The following is a 26,956-nucleotide window of genomic DNA, read 5'->3' as shown; positions in this document are numbered from 1 at the left end:
TCTGCCTGCTGCTTTTTACAACCGCCTTCTACACTTCTTCCCAAACCACTTCCGATTCTTTTCCCCGGTGTGCCAGCCCGATGTAGAAGATCTTCCCCTTCATCCCCGCATCATACCTTTTCACTTTCACCTGCCTGATCGCTTCTTCCGCAAGCCCGGTCAGATTCTGAGACTCTTCTTTTGTGTATTTAAATTCCAATATGTAATGGGCATACTTACCGGTCAGATTTTTCAGGATCAGATCGCTTCTTCCCTTGCCGCTCTCCCGGTTGCTCTTGATTTCATACTCTCCATACAGGCAGGAACACATTCCCAGCACCATCATATGATAGCTATTCTCGTCCTTCAAATCATGATAGGACGGCAGCTCCAGCAAGATACGGCGGTAGACATCTGCAAATACGTCCAGTTTTTCCAGACAAAGCGTATCCCCCAGTTGTGACAGCTTGCTCCCCGATACTCCCAAATGATGTGCCGTCAAATCTTCAAATGCCCTCCCAACCTCATGATTTGGAATTCGAATTTTACACATCCCTCTATCTGTTTTTTCTTTCACTGTCACCATCCCGGTATTAATTAACAATCCCCAGAGTGATGCCGTACTCGCCTCTTCGTAAAATGAACTTTCCAGTTCCACCTTGGTCGTCACAGTTCCCATCTCAATCAGCTGCTCATAGTCTTCCCGAAAGTCCTCTCCGCAGTGATCCATGGCATTACGGATCATGCTGTTTTCACTGGTATTTATCCAATAGGGATCCAGGCGCTTCCGAAGTGCATACATACAGATCGACCAGGGATTATACAGATCCACATCTCCAATGTGGTAGCCATCGTACATCTGCCTGACCTTTTCTGTCAATTCCAGATGATAGTAATTCAAAAGCTCCGCTGTCTCTTCCTCTGTAAATCCAAAATATTGTGCATACTCTGCATCATTGACTGTGCTGACCAGCAGGTTGTTCAGCCCGGAAAAGATATTTTCCTTTGCCACACGCTGGATTCCTGTCAAAAATGCTTTGTCAAGAAACGGATTTCCCTTCAGCGCAGATGACAATAATTGAGCCAGAACCCCTCTGACCTCCTCAAAATAACCACCCACATTTGCAGCAATAAACGGAGTGTCGTACTCGTCAATCAGCAGGAATACCTTCTGTTCAAAATACTCTTCCAATACCTGACAAAGCAGCTGGATCGCTCCGGTGATATCATACTTTTTCTGTATATCTCCACTCTTTATCTCCCACAGGACCTCCAGCAGTTGTTCCACACTTTTCCTGCACGTTTCGGACACCCGCTCGTTTTCCCACGCAAACCGGTATCTTTCGTACTCTGCCAGCAGCACATTTACGAGCCATCCCCAAAAGCCTTTTTCCACATCCCCTTTCACATTCAAAAAGGATAAATACACCACCGGATATTGATTCCTGTCTTCCCAAGTCTCCGTCTGTGCAATCGCTGTTCCTTCAAAAATCTTTTCCGCATCCTTCGTACAGTCCAGAAATTCCGCCATCATAGACATATTCAATGTCTTGCCGAATCTTCTCGGACGGATGATTAAAACCACATTTTCATAAGAATCCAAAAACTGTTCCACCAACATAGTCTTGTCTACATAATAGCCGCCCATCTCGCGTAATTTGCGGAAGTTCTGCTCTCCGATTGCCAGTCCTTTTCCAAGTCCCTTTTTCTCTCTGCGATACCTGCGTCTTTCTACGGAATTTGGATGTTTCGGTTTCTCTATGCTGTGTTCTGTGTAATGATCAAACTTTACTTTTTGGATCGCAGACGGATTACCGGACATTGATTTATGCCCCATTGACGTGCGATAACCGGATCCAGTCTCACGAACTACCATTGGACAGGGATGCTCTGTATTCGACATCGCGGTATCCCGCCCCGCGAGTTCATCCAGTGAGCAGTTTAATTTGTCTGCAATCTTGATCAGCATCCACAAGTCCGGAGTACGCTTTCCTGCTTCATAGTTTGAATAGGTGGATCTGGAAACTTCCAGCTTCGCAGCCATCTCGGCCTGAGTCAGCCCGCATGCTTTCCGGAACGCCGCCAACTGTTTATAAAATTCTGTATATACCATAAAGCTACCCCCTTAAGATTTTTGTTCTATATGTTGTTTTCAATATAGCACATAGATTTACATATTGCAACATTATTTTCTCATATTGAAGCATTACTTTGCTTCAAACAGAAGATTTTATGATGCAAAGTTAGATATGGAATCTTTGTATTCATCATGATGAGTAACTGAAAATGCAAGGCATTACATCACCAAAAGGATTCCCTCCCCCTGCCGGGCGGGTCCTCAGCAAAGCTGAAAAATAAGATATACCCAAAGGGCATAAGTTGCGGAGTGCCCTTTGGGTATATAGTTTCCCATAATAAACCGCCTATTCTCTCGCCACTTGCGAAGGCAGGCAGTCAAAATATTTTTTAAAGGTTTTTGAAAAATGCTTTTCACTAATATATCCCACACGTTCCGCCACTTCCTTAACTGATAAAGACGGGCTCTTCCGGATAATTTCCATTGCCTTCTTCATCCGTACTGCGGTGACAAAGTCAATATATTTCTCCCCTGTTTTATTCCGGAAAATTCTGCTGATATAGGAAGGGCTGATATCAAATCGGTTCCCCATCTCCGCTATGGTCACATCATTCATGTAATTTACCGTCACATAATCCTTAATCTGCTGAACAATATCATGATTTTCGCTGTTCTGTTCCCACGTGGCATTTTGCAGGAGCTTTCGGAAATGCCGTAGCAGATCTGCATATTCTTCTCCCTCAAAGCTGCTTTTCCAGATAACGGACAAATAGGCGCGCAGGGGACGGCTGTCTATTTTTTCAAAGCTTTTTCTCAGTTCGTCTTCACGCTCCATTTCCTGCAGCAATTCGTTTGCCAACCCATAGTTTCCCGTCATATAGCTGGCTGTAAGCATTTCTATTTTCTCGCATAAATACTGTTTTTCCATCAAATCTTTTTGATCATTTAATGCCTGTAAAGATATGGTCTTATAATTTTCCTCCAGTATACGGACGCTTGCCAGCGCCAGCATAATCTGCTTATTCATATACATCTCCCGGAAGTCCTTTGCCACCGCACTTACTGCCACAATTCTCGTATTTTTGTCAAACAGATCCTGATGGTGGCGCAAATAGGAATGAATCCTCATATATTCTTTTCCCTCAATGACCATGCAAAGCTCACTGGTCTGCAGAAAGAACAAGGCATAGCGGTCCCTTTCCTCTATAGTTTTGCTCAGATATACGGAGAGATGTTCGTACAGCTCTGCATATAGCTCCTGCCTTTTTCTGTTCTCATCCGTATCCAAGAAGAACACATACATACTGTAAACCGCGTCCTTCCCTGCCGGCTGCATCTGCTTGACACCCCCTGCCATGTCCGCCAGGGCAATGGCCTGGCTCACTCTGTTTTCGAAGAGCTGATTCTGGTTCTGAAGCTTTTGCTGCTTTCCTTTTATGATCTCACCCATGAGCTGCTTTAGTTGGTCAATATCTAATGGCTTCAGCAGATATTCCTTGACTCCAAGGCCAATCGACCGCTTCGCATATTCAAACTCAGCATACCCCGTTAGAATACACCACTGGGTCTCAGGAGCCTTCTGACGGCATATTTCCAGAGCATCCAGCCCATTAACTTTCGGCATATTAATGTCCAGAAAAACCAGATCGTAGAATGATTGTTCCACCATACGGATCATTTCTTCCCCGTCTTTTGCCTGTGAAATGTGATGAACCCCCGGATACAGTTCCTCCAGCATAGACAGTAAACTCAGCCTTATCAGCCTCTCATCATCTGTTATTAAGATATTCATAAATTTCCCCTGCCTTCCTCAATACTGGTACAGACTTTCTTCTTTTGCAATCAACAGGTTACAGACCGTTTGATATCTTCCTTTTCTGTCATACCAAAAAAAGGAGTTCGGATATGTAATAAAAAGGCGATCCAGAACACTCGTAATTCCTACCCTGTCCTTAGTATAGATATCCTGCTCTTTATATGGGATTCCGTCATTAGCTACCTGAATCCATACAAAAGCCGCTCCATTTGTGCTCTTTACCTGGCAGACCCGCAGCAAAATGCTTAAGGAACTTCCATCCGGCGCCATTCCATGACGCATAGCATTTTCAATCAAAGGCTGAAGCAAGAGCTTGGGAATGGTAAAGTCCATTAGCTGCTCATCCACTTGAATATCATAATACAAGCGTTCTTCAAACCGGATTTTTTCCAGCATAAGATAACTTTCAATAAACCGGCATTCCTTCTGAATGCTTGAATCATATCCCGGTTCACAGGTATAACGAAACATCCGGGAAAGATTTAAAATCCCCTTTTCCAGATTTTTCGTATCCCCGATCCGATTCAGCGCCTGAAGGGAGTTCATGACATTATAGAAGAAGTGAGGATTAATTTCCGCCTGCATAGCCTTATATTCCGCCATCTGCTGGTTCATTTTCCAGATGTACTCGTGCTGTACAAGATCCGTGATCCGCTCTGTCATCTCCGTCATTGCCAGAGAAATCTCCGAAAACTCCTCTATGGGGATTGCAGGCATATTCCCGCTGCTCTCCTCATCTCCCAACCGGTACTTCTGGATATACGAGACAATCCTTTCCGTAGAAACAGATATACGGCGGCTTAAATTCATAAAAATAAAAAATGCCGCTGCCATCGCACAAAACCAAAACAGCAGGATCACAAAAGAAGTATGGTTGGCCTCCCTTAATATGGTGCTGTGCGGCAGCACATAATCAATTTTGAACCCATATTTCTCCTCCTTCATATGGTACAGATAATGTGTATCTCCTTCTATCCTCACCTTCCTGCCCATGAGCTCCTTCGTGTCCGCCATATCATCCTGCTCTGTGATAAACCTTTCCTCTGTGGCATAGGCCGGAGTCCCGTCCGGAAAATAAATAACCAGTCCCGCGCCCTCAGGCAGCGTAATTTTTTCATTCAGGTCTGAAAATACCGATTGGGACAGTTCCAAAAACGCATATCCCTGCCGTGATGCCGTTTCCAGATTGCTCACCGGACACAGCATCGTAAAGACAGGCTGCTCCTCATGATATTCCTCACTTCCGGACATAAGGCTACCGGGGAAAAATCTCACCTCACCAGATAACAGCTTTGTCAGCTCTTCATACAACGGCTCTGCATTCTCCTCATACCGCAGGATTGATCCGCCATACTTATTCAAATAAAAGAAATTTCCCTTATTCGCATTTTCCGGCAAAAATCCAATCCCTCTGTGAATGGGATCCGACACGGTCAGATACTTATTCAATGCGCTTCTGTACTTGACCGAATATCGGATATAACCATACAAATTCTCCTGTGAAGCATCAATTTCAGTGTTATTTACATATTGATAAAACCTGGCAATATTCGTATCCGCCAAATACTGCAGAAAAAAATGCTCTCCATTCTGCAGGGAACTGTCCAGCTGATTTGTAAGGGTCTGAAGAATAATCCTATTGTTAGTATTGTAACTGTTTAAGAGTTGATGGTTAAAAAAGTTCAATAAAATAAAACTGATTATAATGAAGGGCATAAACACAGAACTGGCAAATGCCCGGTACAAAGATACCTTCAAAGAATATTTTTTCATTATGCCCTCCCCGATAATGTTCAGAATATTCAGAAAATGGTACGCAAAGGGGTCAGACCCCTTTGCGCCCCATTCTTTATAATTTCAGATTCTGCATTTTCTCACAGTAGTATTGAACCACCTCAAACTTAGCATCCGGAGCAATTCTATGGTCCGGACATGGGATATATCCTCCCAGTTCAATCAGCGTCTTTAACCTTTCTATCTCCTCGTCGACCGCCTTATTATCACGGGCAAATACTGTCTTGTTCATGCCGCCCACGCCGCGGAGCTCTTTGCCATACTGCGCTCTCCATGGCCCAATGCTTGCATTCCAGGTACCCACCTCAATGGGAAACATGGTATTAACCCCATTCTCAAGCCAGATAGGTACCAGTCGGTCAATACAGCCGTCACAGTCCACAGAAACGATGTCAATATCATGCTGCTTCAGCAATGCCGTATACTTTTTATAATGAGGAGCCACATAATCCTCAAAAACGGTTGGTGTAACCAACGGTCCATTCTTATAACAAATGTCCTCCCAGAAATGAGCATAATCAAACTTTGCTCCCGTCTTTAAGACCTCTTCCAGGCATTGATACCCCAGTTCTGCGATGGTGTCAATGATCTCCACATACAGATCCTCATCATCCACATACAGATAGCTTAACTGCTCAACCCCCAGCAGATTTCTCATATACCCAATCAGAGAGCCGCAGTGCAGGCCAATGGGGATTTCCCTGCTGCCCTGAGAAGGAAGATTTTTGAAAAATTCCCGGTCTACCCGTGTTTCCTTCCACTCAAGCTTTGGCAGATAGAGTTCTTCCCATGCCTTCCGATCCATAAGAGAAGTCCCAATTTCCGCCGGAATTGAAATGGTGTCCGGTTTTTCCAGAACAATCAGGCCCTGCTCATCCCTTACAATCCTGCTGCCATCTGGTTTTTCCTCCAGAATCTTTTTTTCAAAGGCTGGGAACATCTGATTTTTTGTGCTTATACAGGAATTCCAGTTAAAATCAAATCCCAACCTCTTCATGACAGACTGATCAGCGGAGGAATTGTCCCCTTCCCTGCGGTATCCTTCTGCCTCTTCCTGGGTAATGTGGCCTTCCTGCGCCCATTTGTCCAAGGTTTCTTCCCAATACCCGAAGGAAACTACCGGGAAGTGTTCATATTTTTCATAATGCAGGATCGCCAGTACGTTCTCACGAAATGTCATGCTATAATCTCCTCTGTATTTATTCGTAATATTTGAATTGCGGCAGATATTCTTTATTTGCTTCAAACATTTCCCGCACCATAGATTTAATCTCTGCAAGGCTTAAGACTGCGGACGTCAATGGGTCAAAATAGCAGGCCTGGTAGATCTTCTGCGGATCTCCGGTAATTGCCCCTTCTACAGCCAGCTCCTCGATTCTGGAGCTCACATTATTTAGAAGCGCGAGATGAGGAGGCAGCGGACCTACATGAATCGGTTCCAGCGTGCCTTTGGAGGCAAGCACCGGCACTTCCACGCAGCAGCCTTCCGGAAGGTTGTCAATCAGGCCGAAGTTTCTTACATTCCCGTTGAATTTATACAGCGCGCCATCACCAAACATGGCATTGAAAATATTGGCGGCATACTCATTTCCACGTTTCAGATTCACCGGATTGTCGGCCCATTCCAGAAATTCTTTCTTCCAGGTATGTTCTCTTTTTTCGTACTCGTCCTTCACCATGAAATAGTGTCCGGGGTTCCAGCCTGTTCCGTGAGTACAATATTTTTCAATAAGATCCGGACGTTTACGGAACCAGGCCACATATTCTGAGGCATGTCCGCTGGACTCTGTCACATAGTAGCCAAGATGACGGAGCATCTCATTTCGCACGATCTCCTCCTGATAATGCTCTTCTGCCGCCTGTTTAATCAGAGGGTATGCATCCTCCCCCTTCCATTTATAATCCAGATAAAAGGCCTGATGGTTGATGCCGGCGCAGGTATATGTAATATCCTCCATATCGGCTTTGATCCACCCTGCCAGCATTTCTGCAGTTCCCTGTACACTGTGGCAGAGTCCCGTCACATTCACCTTTGTCTCGCTCTGCATCCCTCTGCACAGCATTGCCATAGGATTGGTATAGTTCAAAAATATGGCCCCGGGACAGTAGGTTTCAATATCCTTACAGATAGCAAGCATCTCCGGCAGGGTCCGCATAGCCCGGAAGATTCCGGCCGGTCCCCTGGTATCCCCCACATTAATGTCTACACCGTATTTCTTTGGAATCGTAATATCATTTGCCCAGACAGCAAGGTCTCCTATATTAATGGTGCTGACAACGCCGTCAGCATCCTTAAGAGCCTCAATCCGGCTTTTCGTAGAAATCACTTTTGCCGGATAATTTCCGGAACCAATAATTTTCTCCACAGACTTTGCCGCATACATCAGCTTTTCATCATCAATATCCATCAGGGCAATCGTGGCATCCTGGAATGCCGGAAACGTCATCAGATCCCGCACCAGGCTTCTGGTAAATACAACACTGCCTGCGCCTATAAATGCAATTTTTTTCATCTTATTTACTCCTTGTGTCTTGTCTCATTGTGACGGCTCATGGTTAGGAACACTTACCTCTTCCCTACCCTTTTACCGCACTGTCCAGGCTGCCCTGGATAAAATATTTCTGTAAAAACAAATAGGCAATCACCACCGGAACAATCGCAATCACCGCACAGGCAGCTGCACCGTTTAAGTCCTTCATCTGCTCCCCGAAAAACTGTTTTACGGTCAGGGTGACATTATACATCTCTTTCTTCTGCAGAATATAGAGTGAATATCCATATTCATTCCAGGTTGAAACCGCCTGCATCAGCACAACCGTGGCCGTCACCGGCTTCAGCTGCGGAAGGATAATCTGAAAAAATGTCCTTAAAATTCCGGCGCCATCCATATAAGCTGCTTCGTCCAGAGACGTCGGGATTGCCATAATAAAGTTACTGTACATATAAATGGATACCGGCAGTCCAAACGCCGCACTCACCGCGATAATTCCCCAGTAGGTAGAAATCGCGTGGATCGAAACCAGGGTGGAATAAATACCAACAACCATAGACATTCCCGGCACCATCATCACGCCCAGCACAAAAGTCTTCATGGTCTTACTGAGCCGGTTTCTATTCCTTGCCATTGGATAAGCTGCAAGGCAGCCTACTATCACTACAATCATAACTGTTCCAACTGTAATAATAAAGGAATTTTTAATGGCATTTAATATGTTACTGTTTTGAAATGCCCTGATATAATTCTCCCAATGAAGTTCCATGGGCGGCAGCAGTCTGGACGTGTGATCTGTCATAGGTTTTAAGGATGTAACCACTACCACATAAATTGGAAGCAGATAAATAATCAATATGCCGGCCGCCACCAGATACTTCCACCAATTCTGTTTGATCTGTTTTTTTAATGTTCCTGTTTTCATCTGTTAACCGTCCCGCTTTCTTTACGCTTCGATACTCTTTTTCTCTAAATAGTGATTGCTGTACAGAGCGACCACCATAATCATAACAAAGGTGGTAATACCTATGGCAGATGCATAACCCGCTTTCTCCGCCAGAAAATACTGGCTGTTCAAATACGTCATCATCGAATGCGTGCTGTAATTCGGCCCGCCGTTTGTCAATGATATAATGCCGTCAAATATTTTTAGTCCGCCGATCAGGTCGATCATCACAGCACTTGTGATGGCCGGAATCAGCATGGGCAGGGTAATGTACCGGAAACGTGCAAATGAGCCTGCTCCATCAATTTCTGCCGCCTCAATATATGTTTTCGAGATATTCTGAAGCCCGGAAAGATATATGATCATACAATATCCCGCGTACTGCCAGGTGTTAATTATGGTGATGAACAATACTCCATTCTTTCCGTCTGCCAGCCAATCTACTGCCCCCTTGCCAAATATCCCCAGAATATCGTTGAGCACACCATTGTCATAGGTTAAAAAGAAATACATGATGTACCCCATAATCAGGCTTGATATCATAATCGGCATATAGATCACCACACGGATCAGGTTGTTGCCCTTAAAACGGGAATTGACAAACAATGCCGCCCCCAATCCGATGATATTCTGAAGCACAGTGGACACAAAACCGTATATGAGTGTATTAATAAATGCCGTCAAGAGACGCTTGTCCGAAAACATTGCCTTGTAGTTTTCAAGTCCTATGAAGATTTTTTCCCGCGAATACCCATTCCACTTACACAAAGATACATAAACCGTTTCACAAAAAGGCCTCACTACAAAAAACAGAATCAGACAAATGGCCGGTATGTAAAAGCAGCTCATTTTTACTGCTCGTTTCCTCACTTTGGTTTCACTCCTTTACATTGCTTACTCTGCTGCTACATATTTATCCTGGAACGTACTCTTTAAATGCTGCAGTCCGGCGTTAACCCCTTTTTCTGTTGGGTCCATAAAAACCTCGATCACTGCATCCGCATCTGCATTAAACATTCCGCTTGGGAAATATTCCCGGTCGAACAGATTATCGTAGAAGATATCACCTTCAAAGATTTCCTGGCTTTCTGAAAAGGCCTTGTAGCTTACATTTTCCGTGTTCATATCCTTAAGAGCGGGCAGCCCTCCGTCCAGTTCCATGATCTTGTCTGCCACTTCCGGTTTTGCAAGGTAATTTAAAAACTGTTTTGCTTCCTTCATCTTTTCTGTGTCTTTCCAGATTCCAAAGCAGCTTCCTTCCCCGATCATATACTGGGATTTACCCTCCTCAGTCGTACATGGAATCGGCATGATCCCAAGCTGTGCATCCGGAGCTACGTTTAATACTTTCACAATCTCAACCTCGGTACTAAATCCACAGGCATCTTCCCCCAGGGCTGTCAGGGTTGCCGCATTATCAGCGGTAACAAGGTCTTTATTAAAATATCCGGCCTGTACCATATCTGCGATTTCTTCCAGAACACAGCTTCCTTTTGTATCCCAGTCAAAGGTTCCATCTTTCAGCTCCTCACCGGATGGGTATTTACAGCCTTCTGTGGTATAGAATGCCGGCGCCATCGCATTATAGAGAACCGCTGCAGTCCAGGTGTCTTTTCCTCCCACGAAAAATGGGGTAACGCCGGAAGCTTTAATCTTCTCACAGGCGTCTTTAAAATCGTCCATAGTGCGGATATCACCGACATTTACTCCTGCATTTTCAAGCACCGTCTTATTATATACAACACCGTTTGTCACCTGGCTGACAGGCAGTACGTATATGCTGCCGTCGTCGTCAGAAATAATGGGCAGAACCGGATCATCAATTCTGTCGTACCACTCCTCGTCATTCAAGGCTGTCAGGTATTCCTTATACCTTGCAATAGACCAGCCGTGTGTCACAAAAACATCCGGCATTTCTCCTGATGCCATCCTTGTTTTCATAACAGCCTCATAATCTGACCCCGGTGTAACCAATTCAATTCCAATTCCTGTCTCTTCTGTGAATCCGTCCAAAACTTCCCGGAACTGATCCAGCGGCTGACCCGTGTAGATAACCTCTACCTCCAGCGTAGTCTCATTTTTTGCTGACTTATCCGCTTCTTTGGAATCTGTTTTTTCACTGTCGGCCTGTCCACTGCCGCAGCCTGCCAGCATACCAGTTGTCATAACTGCTGCCAAACCAAATGCAGCTAATTTTTTTAATCTTCTTTTCATGATGAACCCTCCCACGTACTTTTCACTTTTTCACTGCTAAATGAGTTTCTTCTTCGGATATCCTGAATCTATTATATACGGATTCCATTTACCTTATAAGAGTCGTTTTTTATACTTTAGGGGTGTATTTTTATACTCTCTGCCGGCCCCCTGCTATTTATTCCCATAAAATATGCTCCCTCCTGAGCCGCAAGTCCTAATTACTTCAACTTGCTGCCCGGAAGGGAGCATATCAAACCTTTTCTATTGTTCTAAAGTATAAAATTTTTCTCATTTCTACCTGCAGCCGAAAAGCCCCGGATCCTGCATCAGCTCTAAAGGATAATCTCCCAAATGTTCAAGTTTATACCCGTTTTCTTTATATCTGTTATAATCAAAGCTGTTCAGTTCATCGCACGCAAGTTTATGAAATTCATAAAAATTGGGCCACCACTCATACCCATCACCCAGATTATTACTCAGATACGCATCTGCAATATCGCATCCCATCTTAGGAGCTACATAAAAAGCTCCCATTGCCAGTACATTTACTCCGTTCCCTGTAATCGCACGAAGTGCCGCCGGTACACTTTCCACAACGCCGGAAAATACTCCCGGACACTTGCTTGCCGCAATATGGATCCCCATACCTGTTCCGCAAAAAATTAATGCGCGTTCGAATTCTCCTTCCGATATCATGGAACCAACACGAAGTCCAATTCTGTGAAACATTAATTCTGTACTGCTGTCCTCCTCTGACTGAACCCCTACATCTGTTACGGTCCATCCATATTCCTTCAAATGAGCTACAACCGCCTCCTTTAATGGAAATCCCGCAAAATCTGCTCCAACAAGAATCTGTTTGTCTTTAATTGTTTTCATTATAATCGCCTCTACTTTCTATTCTGCAAAATCAAAGATCTGATCCATGTCCTCATAAAATGCTTCCTTGCTTGAAGCTGAATATTCTGTAAAACAGGGGCGCGTAAGTTTCCACCACTGCCTGGTTACTTCATCAGCTTCCATCTTTGCCATATCTGCCTCATAGTCGTGTCCAACATATTCAAAATATCCAAAAACTAAATCATCTTTTATAAAGATTCTGTAGTTCCGTATATTGCAGTCATGAATCATGCGCAGCACCCCTTCCCAATGCGGTGTATGAACATCATCCATATGCAGCTTTCTATACTCCTGTATTTTATCTTTTTTAAGCCGGCCAATCTGCCCAAATACTTTTCTGCTCATAGTTATTCTCCCATGCTATTTTACTTTTTTAGGACGTGCACTAAAATAGTCTATTACAAGAGCCAGGATTAAAACCGCGCCCCAAATCAGTGTTACATAGTATGTGGAAACACTTCTGAAACGGTTAATACCTGATTCTATAAATTTTAAAAGAATGATTGCCGCAGCCACACCAGATAATCTGCCTTTTCCGCCATTCGGGCTGACGCCGCCCAACACAATCAGCAGAATTGACTGCATGGTATAATTACTTCCATAATCTGCTCTTGCAGATGCGTATGTACTAAGCATCATCAGACCGCCTACAGAGGCACAAACAGCTGAAGTCATATAGGTTTTAAAAACCAGTTTCTTTGTGTTTATTCCGGAAAACTCCGCCACATGCGCGCTTGATCCATATAACCTTAATTTCGTCCCATAGGTACTTCTCTCCAGCATGAACCAGATAATAACAGCCACCAGTATGAAGACAAGCACACGAACCGGAATAATGCCAAACAAATTCGTAGAAAAAATATCGCAAAATTGTTTTGGGAAGGAAGATACAGCCGCTCCCCCCGTAATGACAATACACAGACCGGTAATCAGCTGATTTACTCCTAAGGTGGCCAAAATAGGCGGCACCTTTAATTCCGAAATCAAAAAACCATTAAAAGCCCCTATCACACAGCCGGTAAGTATGGCAATCAGAAATATCACAACAGAGAATCCTGCCGGCATTGTCCCGTCTACACCAAAAATCCAGTTCAGCACATAGACACTGATAATCGTTGTCATATTGGCTGTTCCAACTACCGATAAATCAATTCCTCCGGTCATCATGCAGAGCATGCCTCCTAATGCCATCAGGCCATACTCCGGGAACTGTCCTGCCATAGTCAGGAAATTTGCACCTGTAAAAAACTTTCCGGCCTGTGTCAGCAGCATAAATATCAGCCAAGCAATCATAATAATAAAAAGACGGCTCACTTCCCGGTTTTTTGAATAAAAACTTTTTACTCTGTCCATTATGCTGCCTCCTTTACCATCTTACTTTTTACTTTTTCAGTCCTGATAGACTGGTATGCACTTAATGCCACGCCCACAACAATTACGATTCCAACAAACACATTACTCCAGGTAGTCGGCACGCCCAGGAGAATCATGGAGTTCTGAACCAGTATAATCAAAAATGTACCCAGTATGCATCCAATCAGGGTTCCGGCCCCGCCAGTCAGCGCAACTCCGCCAAGCACAACGCCTGCAATAATATTCATTTCCATTCCAAGCATGTTGGTCGGATGCATCTGCTGCATCATGCATACACGGCAGATACCGCCTGCTGCCGCAATCATGCCAATGATAATATACATGAAAAATTTTGTTCGTTTTACATTAAATCCTACCGTATGTGCACTGACCGGATTTCCTCCGATCGCATAGATACCACGTCCAAAAATCGTATACCGCAGGATAAGGAACATGGCTGCACAAACAATCAACAGAATAATAAAAGTGTAGGGCAGAATGGAAGTCAGATTATTCGTTTTGTTCGTTGCCGTGATAAACGAATTTGTACCGAACTCTTTCATACCAGCTGGTATAACAGACAACTGTTTTGCCCGCAGTGCCCCCTGCATGAATCCCTGAAATACGCTGGAAGTGCCTAATGTAACGATCATAGCATTGAGATTCAGATAACCAATCAGAAAACCATTTACAGCGCCTAACAGAGCGCCAATCGCCATGGCAATCACAAACGCCAGAACCACATTGCCGTCATAATTCTGGTCCAGTAAAATCTTGGTGGATGCATATGCAGACAGAGAAGCCAATGCCGGAAAAGATACATCAATGCCTCCGGCAATGATCGCTAAGAATTCCGCCACAGCAAACATTCCGGGTACAATCATCGCACTTAACAAATCCACCATATTATTTCCGGTAAAAAACTGTCCCGAGCGAATCTGCACCAAGATTCCTAACGCAATTATAATGAAAAATATGTATATTTCATTGGATTTAAATGTTGATTTTAATTTTTTATTCATTCGCCTGTCTCCTTACATCATTGCATCAATAATCATCTGTTCTTTTACCTGCTGAGTATCATATTCGGCAACTATAGAACCTTCTTTGATGACTAAAAGGCGTGAGCAGTTCTGTATTACTTCCGGGAGATCATCAGAAATAATAATAACGCCCAGGCCTTTTTGGGCTAATCGCTGAAGGATTGCATGAATATCATGTTTCGATCCAATATCAACACCGACCGTCGGACCATTTAAGATCAGAACATCCGGATTACATGCCAGCCATTTTGCCAAAACTATGCGCTGCTGGTTTCCGCCTGATAAGGTGGTTGCGGGATTATCTGGATTCTTTGTTTTTATCTCGAATTCTTTTACCCATCGGTCTACTTCTTCATCTCTTTTTTTCAAATCGAACTGGCCATTTTTCTTCTTTAAAGAATCTATCTCAGAAATAATAATATTGTCACCAATGGATCTCTGTAAAAACAACCCTTCTGACAGACGGTCTTCTGGTACATATCCTATTTTGTTAGCAATGGCCTCTCTCGGATTTGTGATTTTTACAGGTTTTCCATTTCGGATTATCTCCCCCGATGTAGCGGGCTTCAGCCCAAACATAGACAGCGCAAGTTCCGTACGGCCTGAGTCCAGAAGACCTGTAATCCCCAGGATTTCACCGCCTCGTAAAGTAAGGCTGATATTTTTAAATGAACCTTCCAAAGAAAGATTCCTTAGTTCAAAAATAGGTTTATCTGTCACTTTTTCAGGAACAAAAGTTTTATCTGCGAATTCACGTCCTGTCATATAGTAAGTAAATTTCTTATCATCTAATTCATCGGTTTTTCCGGTTGCCGCCATCTCTCCATTTCTAAAGATTGTAAACCGGTCTGATATTTCAAATACTTCATTTAATTTATGGCTGATAAAGAGAATTGCAATCCCTTGTTCTTTCAGTTTTAATATGATCTTGAATAGTGCATCTACTTCTTTTTTAGTCAATGCAGTCGTAGGTTCGTCCATTATAATCAATTTTGCATTGAACATGAGCGCTCTGCTGATTGCTACCATCTGTTTTTGGGCAACAGATAAACGGCTTACTTTTTCATCCAAATCAATATCCATATTGATTTTTTTAATTGCTTCTTCCGCGATTTTCCTTACGTTCTTCCAACTGATTGTTTTTTTGCCTGATGCTAATTCTGAATTTAATGCCAGGTTTTCTGCTACAGTCAAATTAGGGAATAAAGAGAAATCCTGATAAATAACCTGAATTCCCATATTGATTGCATCAATTGGTGTAATCTTTTCCAGTTTCTTTCCATCAAATTCGATGGTGCCCCCGCTGCGCTGGTGTACACCCGAGATAATTTTAATAAGTGTAGATTTCCCGCAGCCGTTTTCACCTGCCAGACAATGAATTTCTCCAGGAACGATTTCCAATGAAACATCTTTGAGTGCATGAACATTTCCAAATGATATTTGAATATGTTCTGCCTTTAACAAACACTCTGACATATGCGTCCTCCTCTTCGCTTTTAAAAGAATCGAACCGCCGCCGAAACGGCGCTCCGATTCTCAAAGTTTATTAGAAACCAAAACTATCTACATTGTCTGCATCAATTGTGATCCAGCCCTGGCCTTCCAGTACGGTTTTAGAACCTTCTCGTTCGGACATCTCTGTATATCCGTCTACATTCAGGTTTAATGGTGTTGTGATACTCTCTCCCGCCAGGACTTTACAAGCCAGTGAAACCATAGCTTCGCCGGACATAGCCGGATCCCATAATGTCAGAGATTTAATAATACCCGATTTAAGCAGCTCCGCATTATCTGCCGGCATTCCTGTCCCTGTAGTAAAGAATTTATCCTGCAGTCCCAGCTCCTGGATTGCTCTTGCGACACCCGGCGCGTCGTAGGACGAAGTACCTAAAATACCCTTCAGATCCGGATAGGTCTTAATCAGTTCTTTTGCTGCATTGTATGCTGTGTCTCCATTATCATTAGATTCCACACGCGGATTTTCTTCCAGCAGCGTCATCTTAGGATAGTGTTCTTTCTGATATTCAACTGCAGCATCCGCCCACTCATTGTGTGAGCCGTTTGTCAACGATGCCACCATAGTGGTATACACACCTTCTTCTCCCATCGCTTCTGCAAGATTCTGCATAATAAACGCGCCATACCCTGCATTTGAAAAAGCCTCAATGTCATAGTCTACATTTTTCAGTTCTGCGCCTTCATGGGCGATTACTACAATTCCTGCATCCTGGGCTTTTTTAAGTACCACATCCATAGACTGCACATCTACAGGAACCACACAAATTGCATCTACACCCTGGGCAATCAAATCTTCGACCATCTGAGCCTGATGCGTTGCATCAATTTCACCTGTATCAATCTGGTAGCAGTTGACACCTGTCTGATCCGCAAATTCTTCTACTCCTGTATTCATTCTTACGAACCATGGGTTTGTAGAATCCTTCGGCACTACGGCGATCTCCCACCCCTCATCTGAGGCCTTTTTTACAGCCTCGTCTGACGCCAAAGATGACACACTTTCTGATGCCGCTGTTTCTTCTGCTTTTTTCTCTCCGGACGTTTCCTTTGTATCAGATCCACACGCCGTCAGACCCAACACCATTGTTGCACATAATAATGCTGCGATACCTTTTTTCATTTCCTGTTCCTCCTTTAATATTTTTGGGTTTCTATATTAAAACGTTTCAAAATGCGTGTAAAAAAATAATAGCTGACATACCTGATAAAGTACATCTTGAAACGTTTCAATATTTTATAAAAATAAATGTACCGCTTACGCAATACATATTATTTTAACAGGATTCCCTTTCAACTAATTTTTGTGGAATTACCAAATGTTGATTCTCCTGTGTTTTAACCAGCTTCTTTGTTACCTTCCATAGCAGTTCACCGAACTGTTCCTGATTCTGCTCCACAGTCGTAAGCCTTGGGTTTACATACCCTGAAATATCCAGATTATCAAAACCTATGATTCCAAAATCATGCGGAACACGGTATCCCAATTCATTCATTGCCCGCATCATACCAATCGCCAAGTAATCCGATGAGGCAATCCAGGCATCCGGCAAATCTTCTTTTTTATGATTTTCCAGAATTGTTTTCATAAAAATATAACTGCTGTGTAATTTATTAAGAGCCAGACTTTTATCCGTAAATACATTATCTAAAGGATTTTTATAGCCAAATTTTTCGGAAGCCTTTAAAAAATGCTCATATCTTTTCTCTAAGTTCGATAAAGTAACAGGTTCTATAAATAAGCCAATTCTTTTATAATTCTTTTCCTTTAGCATTGCTACAATTGTATATAACATATCCTGGTTATCAAATGATACACTGGATACATCTAAGCCCTCTGCATTCCGGTCGGCTAATATGACATGGATATCGTTCTGCATAAGCCTCTTGATCTCCGCCTCATCCTTACTGCCATTGAAGATGATTACAATGGTTCCCCGTTTGCAGTTCTCAAGAGCAGCCAATTGCTTCTTTTCCACTTCGGCGGAGTATTCGTAACCGGAAATCTGTACCGTATATCCCGCCTGGTACGCATATGCCATATAGGAACTGATAATCCTCGTGTAAAATGTATTATTCAGGTTTGGCGTCAGGATATAAATCGTCTTGCTGTTCTTCCTCCTTAAAGAGCTTGCAACCGTATCCGGGGTATAATGTAATTTATCGATCGCAGCCTGGATATTCTCCGCCTTCTGTGGGGAGACCTGGGCAGTTCCATTCAGATAATTTGAAACAGTTCCAATTGACACACCTGCATATTTTGCTACCTGAGTGATTGTTGTTTTTTCTTTTTTTATTGCTGACATTCTTTACCTCTATGATGATATTGAAACGTTTCATTTATATGAGAATTATAACTCTTTGTATTTTAATTTGTCAACAAAATTTTATATTTTGTCCATTATTCACAATATTAATTGTTCTTTTTTAGTGATCTTTACCAAGTAAATTAAAAAGCAGAGAGCAATCAAGCCCTCCGCCTCTTCGCCTTCACCTTACAATAAACCATAGCCACCACCGTACTCACCGCCGTGGACTTAATCACATCCCCGAAATTACCTCCGCTTCCAATTCCGGCAATTCCTCCTTATATTTAATTGAGCGATCCTTACTTTTCACACTCCAACCAACAACTAAATCGGGATTCAGTTGACAGGCTTCAGTCCTGTCGACGGACGGGGACGCTTCATGACAGGGAGGCCGGGAAGGTGCTGGGGCTGTATATGCCGTTGCGATATGCACCCATGCTGCTAAGTGATTCTAGAACAGCCGATGCCGGATAGGCGGGTACACTGAACACATCACGGGAAATCTGATGATTTCCCGCGCTGGGTTCAGTAAAAACTTGATTTGGAGATCAAGTTTTTCCCCGCCTATCCGGCATCGGCTGTTCAAGAATCACTAAGCGCATTCCAGCATTTCGCAACGGCATATACAGCCCCAGCACCTCCCCGGCCTCCCTGTCATAAAGCTGGCTCATCCAATCGGCAGGAAAACCCGCCATCCGGGTGGGATCCTGGACCAGGGCAGCGGATGTGGATTGGCTATGCGTGTCTTTTTATCTTCAAGATGTGTATTGAATTATTTTGATACTGGAACCGTATCCCTTTGCTTATGTACACCTACTGGGGACATAAAAGTCCCGCCAATTCTATATCCATACGCTGCCCCCGTTTGAGGCCCCACCTTAGGAACGAGTCCTTTTCCTGCCGGTTGGATGCGCCAGCTCCATGAAGGGATAGCCGAAAGCCTCCCGGAGAACATCCATGTCCTTTCAAAAACGCTCAAAGCGAACCTTAGAAATTCTTGGTGGGAAACAGCCCTGAAAATGGAGAGATTTTTGGATTCCGAATCCAAAAATCAGCTGACCCAGCGCGAGAAATCATCGGATTTCTCGTGATGTGTCAGTGGTGCTCCATTTTCAGGGCTGTTTCCCGCCTAGAATTTCTTAGGTCCGCGGCCGCGTTTTTGAAAGGACATGGATGTTCTCCGGGAGGTTTTCGGNAAAACGCTCAAAGCGGACCTTAGAAATTCTTGGTGGGAAACAGCCCTGAAAATGGAGAGATTTTTGGATTCCGAATCCAAAAATCAGCTGACCCAGCGCGAGAAATCATCGGATTTCTCGTGATGTGTCAGTGGTGCTCCATTTTCAGGGCTGTTTCCCGCCTAGAATTTCTTAGGTCCGCGGCCGCGTTTTTGAAAGGACATGGATGTTCTCCGGGAGGTTTTCGGCTATCCCTTTATGGAGCGTCCCCATCCGCGCCGAGGCTAAAGCTCGTCGCTAAATCCCGATTTACTGATACTGGATGGTGTGTGTAAATTAACGGGCGCTCATTACTTTTCACGCCTGTATTATCGGAATGTAGGATTAAGTGCATTTGTAATCTCCACATATTTTTGATAAGTTTCCTCATAAACCTCTGCGTTTTCTGGATTAGGATAATAAGTCTCCTTAATCTCAACAAACTTCTCCGCCGCATCTTCTATCGATGTCCATATCCCATTTGCTACTCCGGCAAGTATTGCACACCCCATACATGGAGTGCTGCCGCTATTTTTAATCACCTTAACCGGAATCCCGAGTATATCCGCCTTAATCTGGCACCAAGCCTTTGATTTAGAGCCGCCGCCGAGTGAACGGATTTCATCCATGACCGCCCCGAGCTCTTTTTCACATTCAAGCATTCTTTTCAAAGCAATTGCAAGCCCCTCCATAATAGCCCTGATAAAATGACCTCTTGTATGCCCTGCATTTATACCATAGTAGACACCGCTTGCTTTCTCATTAAGCTCTGGAATTCCCGATCCTTGAAAATAGGGGAGCATAATCAGGCCATCCGCACCTGGAGGCGTTGATTTAACTAATTCATCCATCTGCGTATATGCATTGAGCCCTGTCTCCTTTTCTATCTCTTTTTCCTTCTCACAAAATGCATCCCTAAACCATTTTGTAATCATAGCCCCTGTACAATATGGCTGATATATATATTTCCCCGGAATGCCACTGCAGAGTGTCGGTACATCACCTTTTGAATCAGGGCTTAATTCTTCAATGGTCGCAACAGTTACAAGCGCCGATCCCGTGCTTTCAGAGGCGATTCCTGACTTTATATTTCCTGCTCCGATTGCCCCGCAGGCCTGGTCAAATGCCCCCACATTAATCGCAGTATCCGGATCCAGCCCAAATGCTTCTGCTGCTTCTTTAGTTATTTTTCCAATTTCCGTTCCCGGCTCAACAAGTTCCGGAAGATACTTTCTGTTAATGCCAACAAAATCCAGCATCTCCTGCCAATAGCATCTGTTCGTTATATCGAAAAAACCATGATCGCTGGCTACGGAATATTCCGTAATAAATCTTCCCGAAAGTACATAAACAAAATAGTCTTTAATCTGTGCAAACATCCTGGTGTTAGCAAATACTTCCGGAGATTTGTTTTTCACTGCTAATATTTTACTGATTGGATGGATCGCATATATATTATCAAAACCTACCTTACTGATAATCTCTTTCTTTCTGAAATGCTTTGACAGATATTCTGCCTCTTTAGTTCCCCGCATATCCATCCACGCAATGACCTTGCAAAGCGGTTCATTATTTTCATCCAGGAATACACATGTTTCCGCTGTTGAAGAGAATCCAATACATTTTATATCCTTTTTATCAGCGTTTGAATTTCGGACCGCTCCCGTGACCGCACCTGAAAATGCCTCTGTATACAATTGTAAGTCTGCTTCAACTTCGCCGGTCGGCATCGTTGTCAGCACATATTCACAGGTCTCTTCGCCATATACCTTTCCGTCTTCACCTATAACTGCCGCCTTAATTGCAGTTGTTCCTATATCTATGCCAAGAATATATCTCACTTTTACAGCCTTTCTGCGTTATTCTTATATCCGCCTATTGGTTACAATAATTAAGTACGTATTCCAGATTTTCCCGGAACGTTCCGTTTTCTACAAACTTGGAATCAAACAATGCGCTTCCCATCGTATAGGCATGGCATCCCAGCCTGGCCATCTGATCCATCCGCTCTTTGCTTCCTACGCTGCCGGCTATTGCAAGTTTATCCATACCTATTTTTTCCCCTACCGCGCGTGCCAGCTCAAGAGGGTCTCCATCCACATAACGATATGCCGTAAGATCTATACCGTCAGCTCCAGCTGCAATGAGTCTGGCGGCGTCAGATACAATCTCTTCAATTGTTCCTTTTAATGCTACCGGACTTCCGCCCACTTTCCCGGCAAAAGGAAAATATTTTAATCCATATTTTTGCAGCAAACTGTCTACACTTGAATAATAAACTGTCCCTGTCAAAAAGTCAAAGCCACATTCTCCGGCTAACTTGGCGCCTTCTAAGCAGCCTTCCTCCGTATATGTAACTACTTCCAGATATGTTGTCTTCCCGGCAGCCTTCATTTCACGATTCAGCGCAATCATCTCTTCTTTCTTAAGCCCAACATCTTTAAATCCCCAGCGGGTTATAGGCAAGTCCTTACAGGATTCAAAAACTTCGGAAGCATTCGATACTGTTACATCATTGTATGTTAACATAATTATAAGTTCAGGTTTCATTTTATCATTTCCTCTTTTCATATAAAGCTTTATACAGTTATATCTTCACGGTCACGAATCATATACTTCTTGATTGCCGGAATCTGATTTGCAATAAAGAATAAAACCGCTGTAAGTATAAATCCAAAAAATGTACATGTTGCAAAATTAAAGACCGGGCTTTTGGGCACATATCCAATTGGATCGAAAATCAGAAGGTCGCCGATAATTCCTATGATAGCGCATCCAAATGCCACCACATTAAATCCTTTGGTGTATTTGTAGCAGTCATGTCCTTCGAGTTCATAGACCGCACGCAGTGAAACTTTTCTTTTACGAATAAAGAAATAGTCAACAAACATAATCCCCATGACTGGTCCATAGAAGAATGCCGCAATCGTAATCATTGCCCCGATATAATCAAGGAGCTGTCCCCATATAACCATAATTCCGGCATAAACGCCGAGAACAATAGCAATTATATTGAACTTTACCTTTGGGAATGTGGATTTAAGAACTACAGACCACATATATGATCCAGTCCCCTGCGTTGCAATATTTGCAAAAATAACCAGTGCGAGTGTTGTAAGAGCCATGACAGGACTGCTGAGTGTAACCAGCATTTCTGTAATATCATTTCCCATGACACCAGTCTTTATAAAAGTAGCAATACCAAGTACTCCGCCTGCCATTACAAAAAATGGGGCAACTACACCATATGCACCGATTGTAGCCCAATAACCGTCCCTTTCTTTTTTACACAAACGTGGAGTAACCGCAGTACTTGCACACCAGGACATTCCAAATGCAAGACCGGCCTCACATGCGATTGCATAAGCTGCACCGCTGTCACCGCCAAGAAATGAAAGATCCGGTTTATATGCAGTAATTTCGCCAAGTGGTACAGAAGTAAAAGCTATAACACAGATAGCGACGCCAACCAGTAGAAGCAAAGGAACAATAATACGGTTTGCCCACTTAATTACCAAAGGTCCGGCAATTGCAATGACAGTACCGAGCGCAATGCAAAGCAGCCCCATTGGTTTATGTAAGAATGCCGGCGGCGTCATGCCTGCCATTCGAAACAAATTGTCTATTGTGTTTGCAAATATCTCTGCACATTGTCCAAACCACGGGAAATTAACTGCGGTGAGAACCAATGCAACAACTCCGGCTCCTTTTGTGCCAAATGTAGACTTAAGCCATTGCCACATATCGATACCATACTTTGTCGCAAAAAGTACCGGCAATAAATATAAGGCAAGTACAAAAATGTTTGCTGCAAAGGTAGTTGTCAATAATTGTTTAAAATTACAGTAAGCCGCCTGAAAAGTTCCCTGTGTATAACACCAGGTAGCTACGCCATACCCGCTGAGCACGAGGAATGCATCTAACATTCCATACTGACGTTCTGATCTGCGTACCGGCAGCGTACCAAATGTTGCTTCTTTTGTATATTGTTCATCTGAACTTTTTCGATTCTTTGCCATTTTATTCCTCCTCATATACAGTAAAATCTCTTTACATTACATCCAATATCCGCCAATAAGCAGTAATCCAGATACTATAATTGTTGCAATTGCCAGAATCCAATCTAATTTACTGAATGGAGTTGGAAATTCATAATTCGGATCTTCCATTTCCTCAAGCCGTATCTCTGCTTCCTGAAGATATTCTTTAGAATATCTGTTGTTATTCCCCGACATAGCCACTCATCCTTTCTAAATATGCATGATTTACACTGTTTCTAAAACTTCTTAACTGTTCCCCGGGTTTCTGTTATTAGATTATCACCGTTTTTAATTAATATCAAGCGTTTTTTACCGTTTTTAATTGTATTTGTTATTATTAACAATTTAAATCATCGATATTTGTTAGTTTTGCTATGTATTTCGATTGTTTTTAACCGTTTTCCATTTTATATCGCTGATATAAAATAGTGAATTATCATTTTTACTTGTTTTCCATCATTCCCAATGATATAATTATAAAATACATTGTATCTGTTCAGAATCATGAACAGATACGCCGCATGTACAGATTAACCTTTTATTATTTGGAGAATTATATGGCAGGAAAAACACACGGTTCCTTTTACGAAGAACGCGAAAAAGTGATATTAGATTTACTTCAAAAGAATGGCAGGATAACTGTTGCTGAAGCAGCTGAGCTTACAGGCTTGTCTGTTTCCACAATACGTCTTCAGTTTCAAAGTATGCATGAAAAAGGGTTGCTATTGCGCACCCACGGTGGCGCTATAAAGGCGGATTATCCAAAAGACTTTAATACGAGAACAGTTCAGCCGGAAATATTTGATGGGATTGTCAATTATGATAAGAAACAGGAGATTGCTGCAGCCGCAGCTGAAACAATTGAGGACGGCGATTTTATTGCTATCAGCAGCGGGTCTACGGCTCTTCTTCTCGCGTCCAAAATTATACATAAGAAAAATTTAACAGTCGTTACAGACTCCATCCCTGTAGCAAACCTTCTTTTGTTCCACCCCAACATAAAGCTCTATGTCTGCGGCGGCCAGATCCGCGAACGCAACGGTGCGTGTTTCGGTCCTACATCCGAAGCTTTTTTTAGTACGGTGAAGGTGGACAAAGCTTATTCCGGCTGTGACTCTGTGGATCTTGATGTGGGAATTACCTCTCTCGATATTGATCCCAGAACTGAACAAAGCCTGATTAAGTGCGCAAAAAAATGCTATATACTGGCTGATTCAACTAAATTTTCTGTAAAACCGTTTATCGAAAAAACAGTAGATATCAATGAAATAACATGCCTGATATCTGACAGTGACTTGGATTCCACTTATGTTACCAGACTTAAAGAAGCAGGTGTAGAGATTATCCTTGGTTCTCCTGCTTAGCAGATAATACGTGTTTAATTTCGTTTATTCATCTTATTGCCAATTCACAACAATAACAGCTCTCAAATCATAAAAACAGAGGGCTTATTAAGCCCTCCGCCTCTTCGCCTTCACCTTACAATAAACCATAGCCACCGCCGTACTCACCGCCGTAGCCACAATTCCCGCCCCAACAATTCCCGCGGGATTCACACTCCCGTACTGGCTCCGGTAAGCGATCACATTCACCGGTATCAACTGCAAGGATGATATATTCATAATCAAAAACGTGCACATCTCATCCGAAGCCACCCCCGGCTTCTGCGCTGCCCCCGGCGCCCTTCCTTCCCGTCTCTCCTTTTCCAGATCCGCCAGCGCTCCCATCCCCTGCAGTCCTGCAGGCGTAGCCGCCCAGCCCAGCCCCAGAAAGTTGGCGATAAAATTTGTCGTAATATAATCATTTGCCTTATGCCCCTCCGGTATATTGGGGAACAAAAACCGTACCAGCGGCCGCAGCTTCTTAGAAGCAATCTCAATAATCCCGGCCCTTGTTGCAATCTCCATCATTCCCACCCAAAAAGACATCACTCCCATCATCGTGATGCACAGGGTTACCGCTTCTTTTGCAGAATCCAGCGCCGCATTCGTAATATCCGGCATCTTCCCGTTAAAAGCCCCGAAGATAACACCGACGATAATCATGCCCGCCCATAAGTAATTCAGCATAGGACCCTCCTGAAATTTTTTTATTTTATTCATAATATTACTTACTTTATATGGTAGAATAGAAACAATGTATCAGTATATTTTATCGGGGGTTAATATCATGATTCCATATAGTAACTATTTTGTTGAAAATTATCATACTTATTATGACGACATTGCGGACAGAAATCTAAAAAGCCTGCGTCTTATAACGACCCTTGGGTTTTTAATGGGCATTCCGCTCATTCTCATCAGCCTTTTTCTGGAAAGCTTCCTGAACGCAACGATACCGTATATTATTATTTCTGCAGCTTCGGTTTTTCTGAATATCCTGGCAAAAACGTACCTGAAGGCGCATAAAAGGCTAATACCTGCCGCCCTTTATACTATGGCTGCCATCATACTCGGGGTGTCAGTCTATTTAGGTACTATTATGCAGCCGGAGCTCAACGCAGTAGCCTTTATAGTATTTCTTGTGGGACTTCCCCTTTTTATCGTTGATATACCGTCCCGCATCTGCATGTTTATGGGCATATTCTGTGTGATCTTCTGTATTTTTTCCAAAATATATAAGACTCCTTACACTGCCTCTTATGATATTATAAATACCGTTGTTTTTTATCTGCTCAGCATTTTTACTTCTCACCAGTTCAACTACCTCAATTTCCAGCAGATCATGTCTAATAACATTCTGGAAATTCAAAGAGATACGGATAAGCTGACCGGTCTCTGGAACCGTGGATTCTGTGAGAGAAAGATTACTTCCCATCTTTCCCGCCCCAATGCCCAGGGTGCACTTTTAGTCATCGACATTGATAATTTTAAACTGGTCAATGATTCCGGTGGGCATGACTGCGGCGATCAGGTGCTCAAAGAAGTAGGGGCAGTACTGCAGGAAACGTTCCGCTCTTCGGATATCATAGGGCGTATCGGGGGCGATGAGTTTTTAATCTTTCTCCCCGACTGTTCAAGTGACGACGTCCCCCGGGGCCGTATTGTGCAGTTTCTTGAAGCAATCAATGCGATAAACACTGCGGCTGACAGGGAACTCCCCCAAATAGGAGCCAGCATCGGCATCGCCCTGTCCCCCGCCGATGGTACCACTTTCAGAGAGCTGTTTAAGCACGCAGATGAAGCGCTGTACCTTTCAAAGCAAAATGGCAAGAATCAGTATGCGTTCTATCATATTCTCACATGATTTTCAGATAATGAATCACCGTGGATTCCCGCCTGT

Annotated in this window: 22 protein-coding genes; 2 read left to right on the top strand and 20 right to left on the bottom strand. The window is 43.3% G+C overall.

What is annotated here, in order from left to right; all coding sequences use genetic code 11:
• Positions 1 to 28: 28 nt before the first annotated feature.
• From BN1938_RS03570 to BN1938_RS03480, 19 genes are all read right to left on the bottom strand, one after another.
• Positions 29 to 2,092 (bottom strand): AAA family ATPase, encoded by a 2,064-nt coding sequence (locus BN1938_RS03570; protein ID WP_050639284.1) that lies wholly within the window; start codon positions 2,090 to 2,092, stop codon positions 29 to 31.
• 310 nt (positions 2,093 to 2,402) lie between these two features.
• Positions 2,403 to 3,848, bottom strand: a complete 1,446-nt coding sequence (locus BN1938_RS03565; RefSeq protein ID WP_050639283.1) for a response regulator transcription factor — start codon at positions 3,846 to 3,848, stop codon at positions 2,403 to 2,405.
• A gap of 18 nt (positions 3,849 to 3,866) precedes the next feature.
• A complete protein-coding gene (locus BN1938_RS03560; RefSeq protein WP_050639282.1) occupies positions 3,867 to 5,645 on the bottom strand; it encodes a sensor histidine kinase in 1,779 nt (592 codons plus the stop codon).
• 76 nt (positions 5,646 to 5,721) lie between these two features.
• Entirely contained in the window at positions 5,722 to 6,846 is a 1,125-nt protein-coding gene (locus BN1938_RS03555; protein ID WP_050639281.1) for a uroporphyrinogen decarboxylase family protein, read from the bottom strand.
• Between the two features lie 19 nt (positions 6,847 to 6,865).
• Positions 6,866 to 8,179, bottom strand: coding sequence for an alpha-galactosidase (gene melA / locus BN1938_RS03550; RefSeq protein WP_050639280.1), 1,314 nt, complete (start codon positions 8,177 to 8,179; stop codon positions 6,866 to 6,868).
• Positions 8,180 to 8,243: 64 nt separating this feature from the next.
• Entirely contained in the window at positions 8,244 to 9,083 is an 840-nt protein-coding gene (locus BN1938_RS03545; RefSeq protein WP_044926034.1) for a carbohydrate ABC transporter permease, read from the bottom strand.
• Positions 9,084 to 9,104: 21 nt separating this feature from the next.
• Complete coding sequence (locus BN1938_RS03540; protein WP_050639279.1) at positions 9,105 to 9,974, bottom strand: carbohydrate ABC transporter permease; 870 nt, start codon at positions 9,972 to 9,974, stop codon at positions 9,105 to 9,107.
• A 24-nt stretch (positions 9,975 to 9,998) separates the two neighbouring features.
• Positions 9,999 to 11,318: an ABC transporter substrate-binding protein gene (locus BN1938_RS03535; protein ID WP_050639278.1), complete on the bottom strand. Its 1,320-nt coding sequence runs from the start codon at positions 11,316 to 11,318 to the stop codon at positions 9,999 to 10,001.
• Between the two features lie 276 nt (positions 11,319 to 11,594).
• Positions 11,595 to 12,179: an RpiB/LacA/LacB family sugar-phosphate isomerase gene (locus BN1938_RS03530; protein WP_050639277.1), complete on the bottom strand. Its 585-nt coding sequence runs from the start codon at positions 12,177 to 12,179 to the stop codon at positions 11,595 to 11,597.
• 18 nt (positions 12,180 to 12,197) lie between these two features.
• Positions 12,198 to 12,545 (bottom strand): L-rhamnose mutarotase, encoded by a 348-nt coding sequence (locus BN1938_RS03525; protein ID WP_050639276.1) that lies wholly within the window; start codon positions 12,543 to 12,545, stop codon positions 12,198 to 12,200.
• 15 nt (positions 12,546 to 12,560) lie between these two features.
• Positions 12,561 to 13,553, bottom strand: a complete 993-nt coding sequence (locus BN1938_RS03520; protein ID WP_050639275.1) for an ABC transporter permease — start codon at positions 13,551 to 13,553, stop codon at positions 12,561 to 12,563.
• Positions 13,553 to 14,575, bottom strand: coding sequence for an ABC transporter permease (locus tag BN1938_RS03515; RefSeq protein ID WP_050639274.1), 1,023 nt, complete (start codon positions 14,573 to 14,575; stop codon positions 13,553 to 13,555). Before BN1938_RS03515 ends, BN1938_RS03520 begins: the two co-directional genes overlap by 1 nt.
• 12 nt (positions 14,576 to 14,587) lie before the next feature.
• The gene (locus tag BN1938_RS03510) at positions 14,588 to 16,060 is read right to left on the bottom strand and encodes a sugar ABC transporter ATP-binding protein (protein WP_242843795.1); all 1,473 of its coding nucleotides are present in this window, start codon (positions 16,058 to 16,060) and stop codon (positions 14,588 to 14,590) included.
• An 82-nt stretch (positions 16,061 to 16,142) separates the two neighbouring features.
• On the bottom strand, positions 16,143 to 17,234 hold the full coding sequence (locus BN1938_RS03505) for an autoinducer 2 ABC transporter substrate-binding protein (RefSeq protein ID WP_050639272.1): 1,092 nt from the start codon (positions 17,232 to 17,234) through the stop codon (positions 16,143 to 16,145).
• 154 nt (positions 17,235 to 17,388) lie between these two features.
• The gene (locus BN1938_RS03500; protein ID WP_050639271.1) at positions 17,389 to 18,417 is read right to left on the bottom strand and encodes a LacI family DNA-binding transcriptional regulator; all 1,029 of its coding nucleotides are present in this window, start codon (positions 18,415 to 18,417) and stop codon (positions 17,389 to 17,391) included.
• 1,546 nt (positions 18,418 to 19,963) lie between these two features.
• Positions 19,964 to 21,475: a xylulokinase gene (locus BN1938_RS03495; protein ID WP_050639270.1), complete on the bottom strand. Its 1,512-nt coding sequence runs from the start codon at positions 21,473 to 21,475 to the stop codon at positions 19,964 to 19,966.
• 34 nt (positions 21,476 to 21,509) lie between these two features.
• Entirely contained in the window at positions 21,510 to 22,184 is a 675-nt protein-coding gene (locus tag BN1938_RS03490) for a hypothetical protein (protein WP_050639269.1), read from the bottom strand.
• 29 nt (positions 22,185 to 22,213) lie between these two features.
• Positions 22,214 to 23,653 carry a cytosine permease gene (locus BN1938_RS03485; RefSeq protein ID WP_050639268.1) on the bottom strand — a complete coding sequence of 480 codons (1,440 nt, stop codon included), beginning with the start codon at positions 23,651 to 23,653 and terminating at the stop codon, positions 22,214 to 22,216.
• Between the two features lie 36 nt (positions 23,654 to 23,689).
• Positions 23,690 to 23,869 carry a hypothetical protein gene (locus BN1938_RS03480; RefSeq protein ID WP_050639267.1) on the bottom strand — a complete coding sequence of 60 codons (180 nt, stop codon included), beginning with the start codon at positions 23,867 to 23,869 and terminating at the stop codon, positions 23,690 to 23,692.
• 362 nt (positions 23,870 to 24,231) lie between these two features.
• Between BN1938_RS03480 and BN1938_RS03475 the strand changes: the two genes are divergently transcribed.
• Positions 24,232 to 25,038, top strand: a complete 807-nt coding sequence (locus BN1938_RS03475; protein ID WP_050639266.1) for a DeoR/GlpR family DNA-binding transcription regulator — start codon at positions 24,232 to 24,234, stop codon at positions 25,036 to 25,038.
• An 87-nt stretch (positions 25,039 to 25,125) separates the two neighbouring features.
• Here BN1938_RS03475 and BN1938_RS03470 read toward each other — a convergent pair whose 3' ends face one another.
• Positions 25,126 to 25,743 carry a nucleoside recognition protein gene (locus BN1938_RS03470; protein WP_050639265.1) on the bottom strand — a complete coding sequence of 206 codons (618 nt, stop codon included), beginning with the start codon at positions 25,741 to 25,743 and terminating at the stop codon, positions 25,126 to 25,128.
• A gap of 100 nt (positions 25,744 to 25,843) precedes the next feature.
• On the opposite strand from BN1938_RS03470, the gene BN1938_RS03465 reads away from it, so the two are divergent.
• Positions 25,844 to 26,920: a GGDEF domain-containing protein gene (locus BN1938_RS03465; RefSeq protein ID WP_050639264.1), complete on the top strand. Its 1,077-nt coding sequence runs from the start codon at positions 25,844 to 25,846 to the stop codon at positions 26,918 to 26,920.
• The last annotated feature ends 36 nt before the right edge of the window (positions 26,921 to 26,956 follow it).

The organism is Eubacterium sp. SB2 (assembly GCF_001244405.1).
Classification (GTDB): Bacteria; Bacillota; Clostridia; order Lachnospirales; family Lachnospiraceae; genus Faecalicatena; species Faecalicatena contortus_B.
The sequence above is the reverse complement of the archived record's forward strand: the minus strand, read 5'-3'. Positions and strand labels throughout refer to the sequence as shown.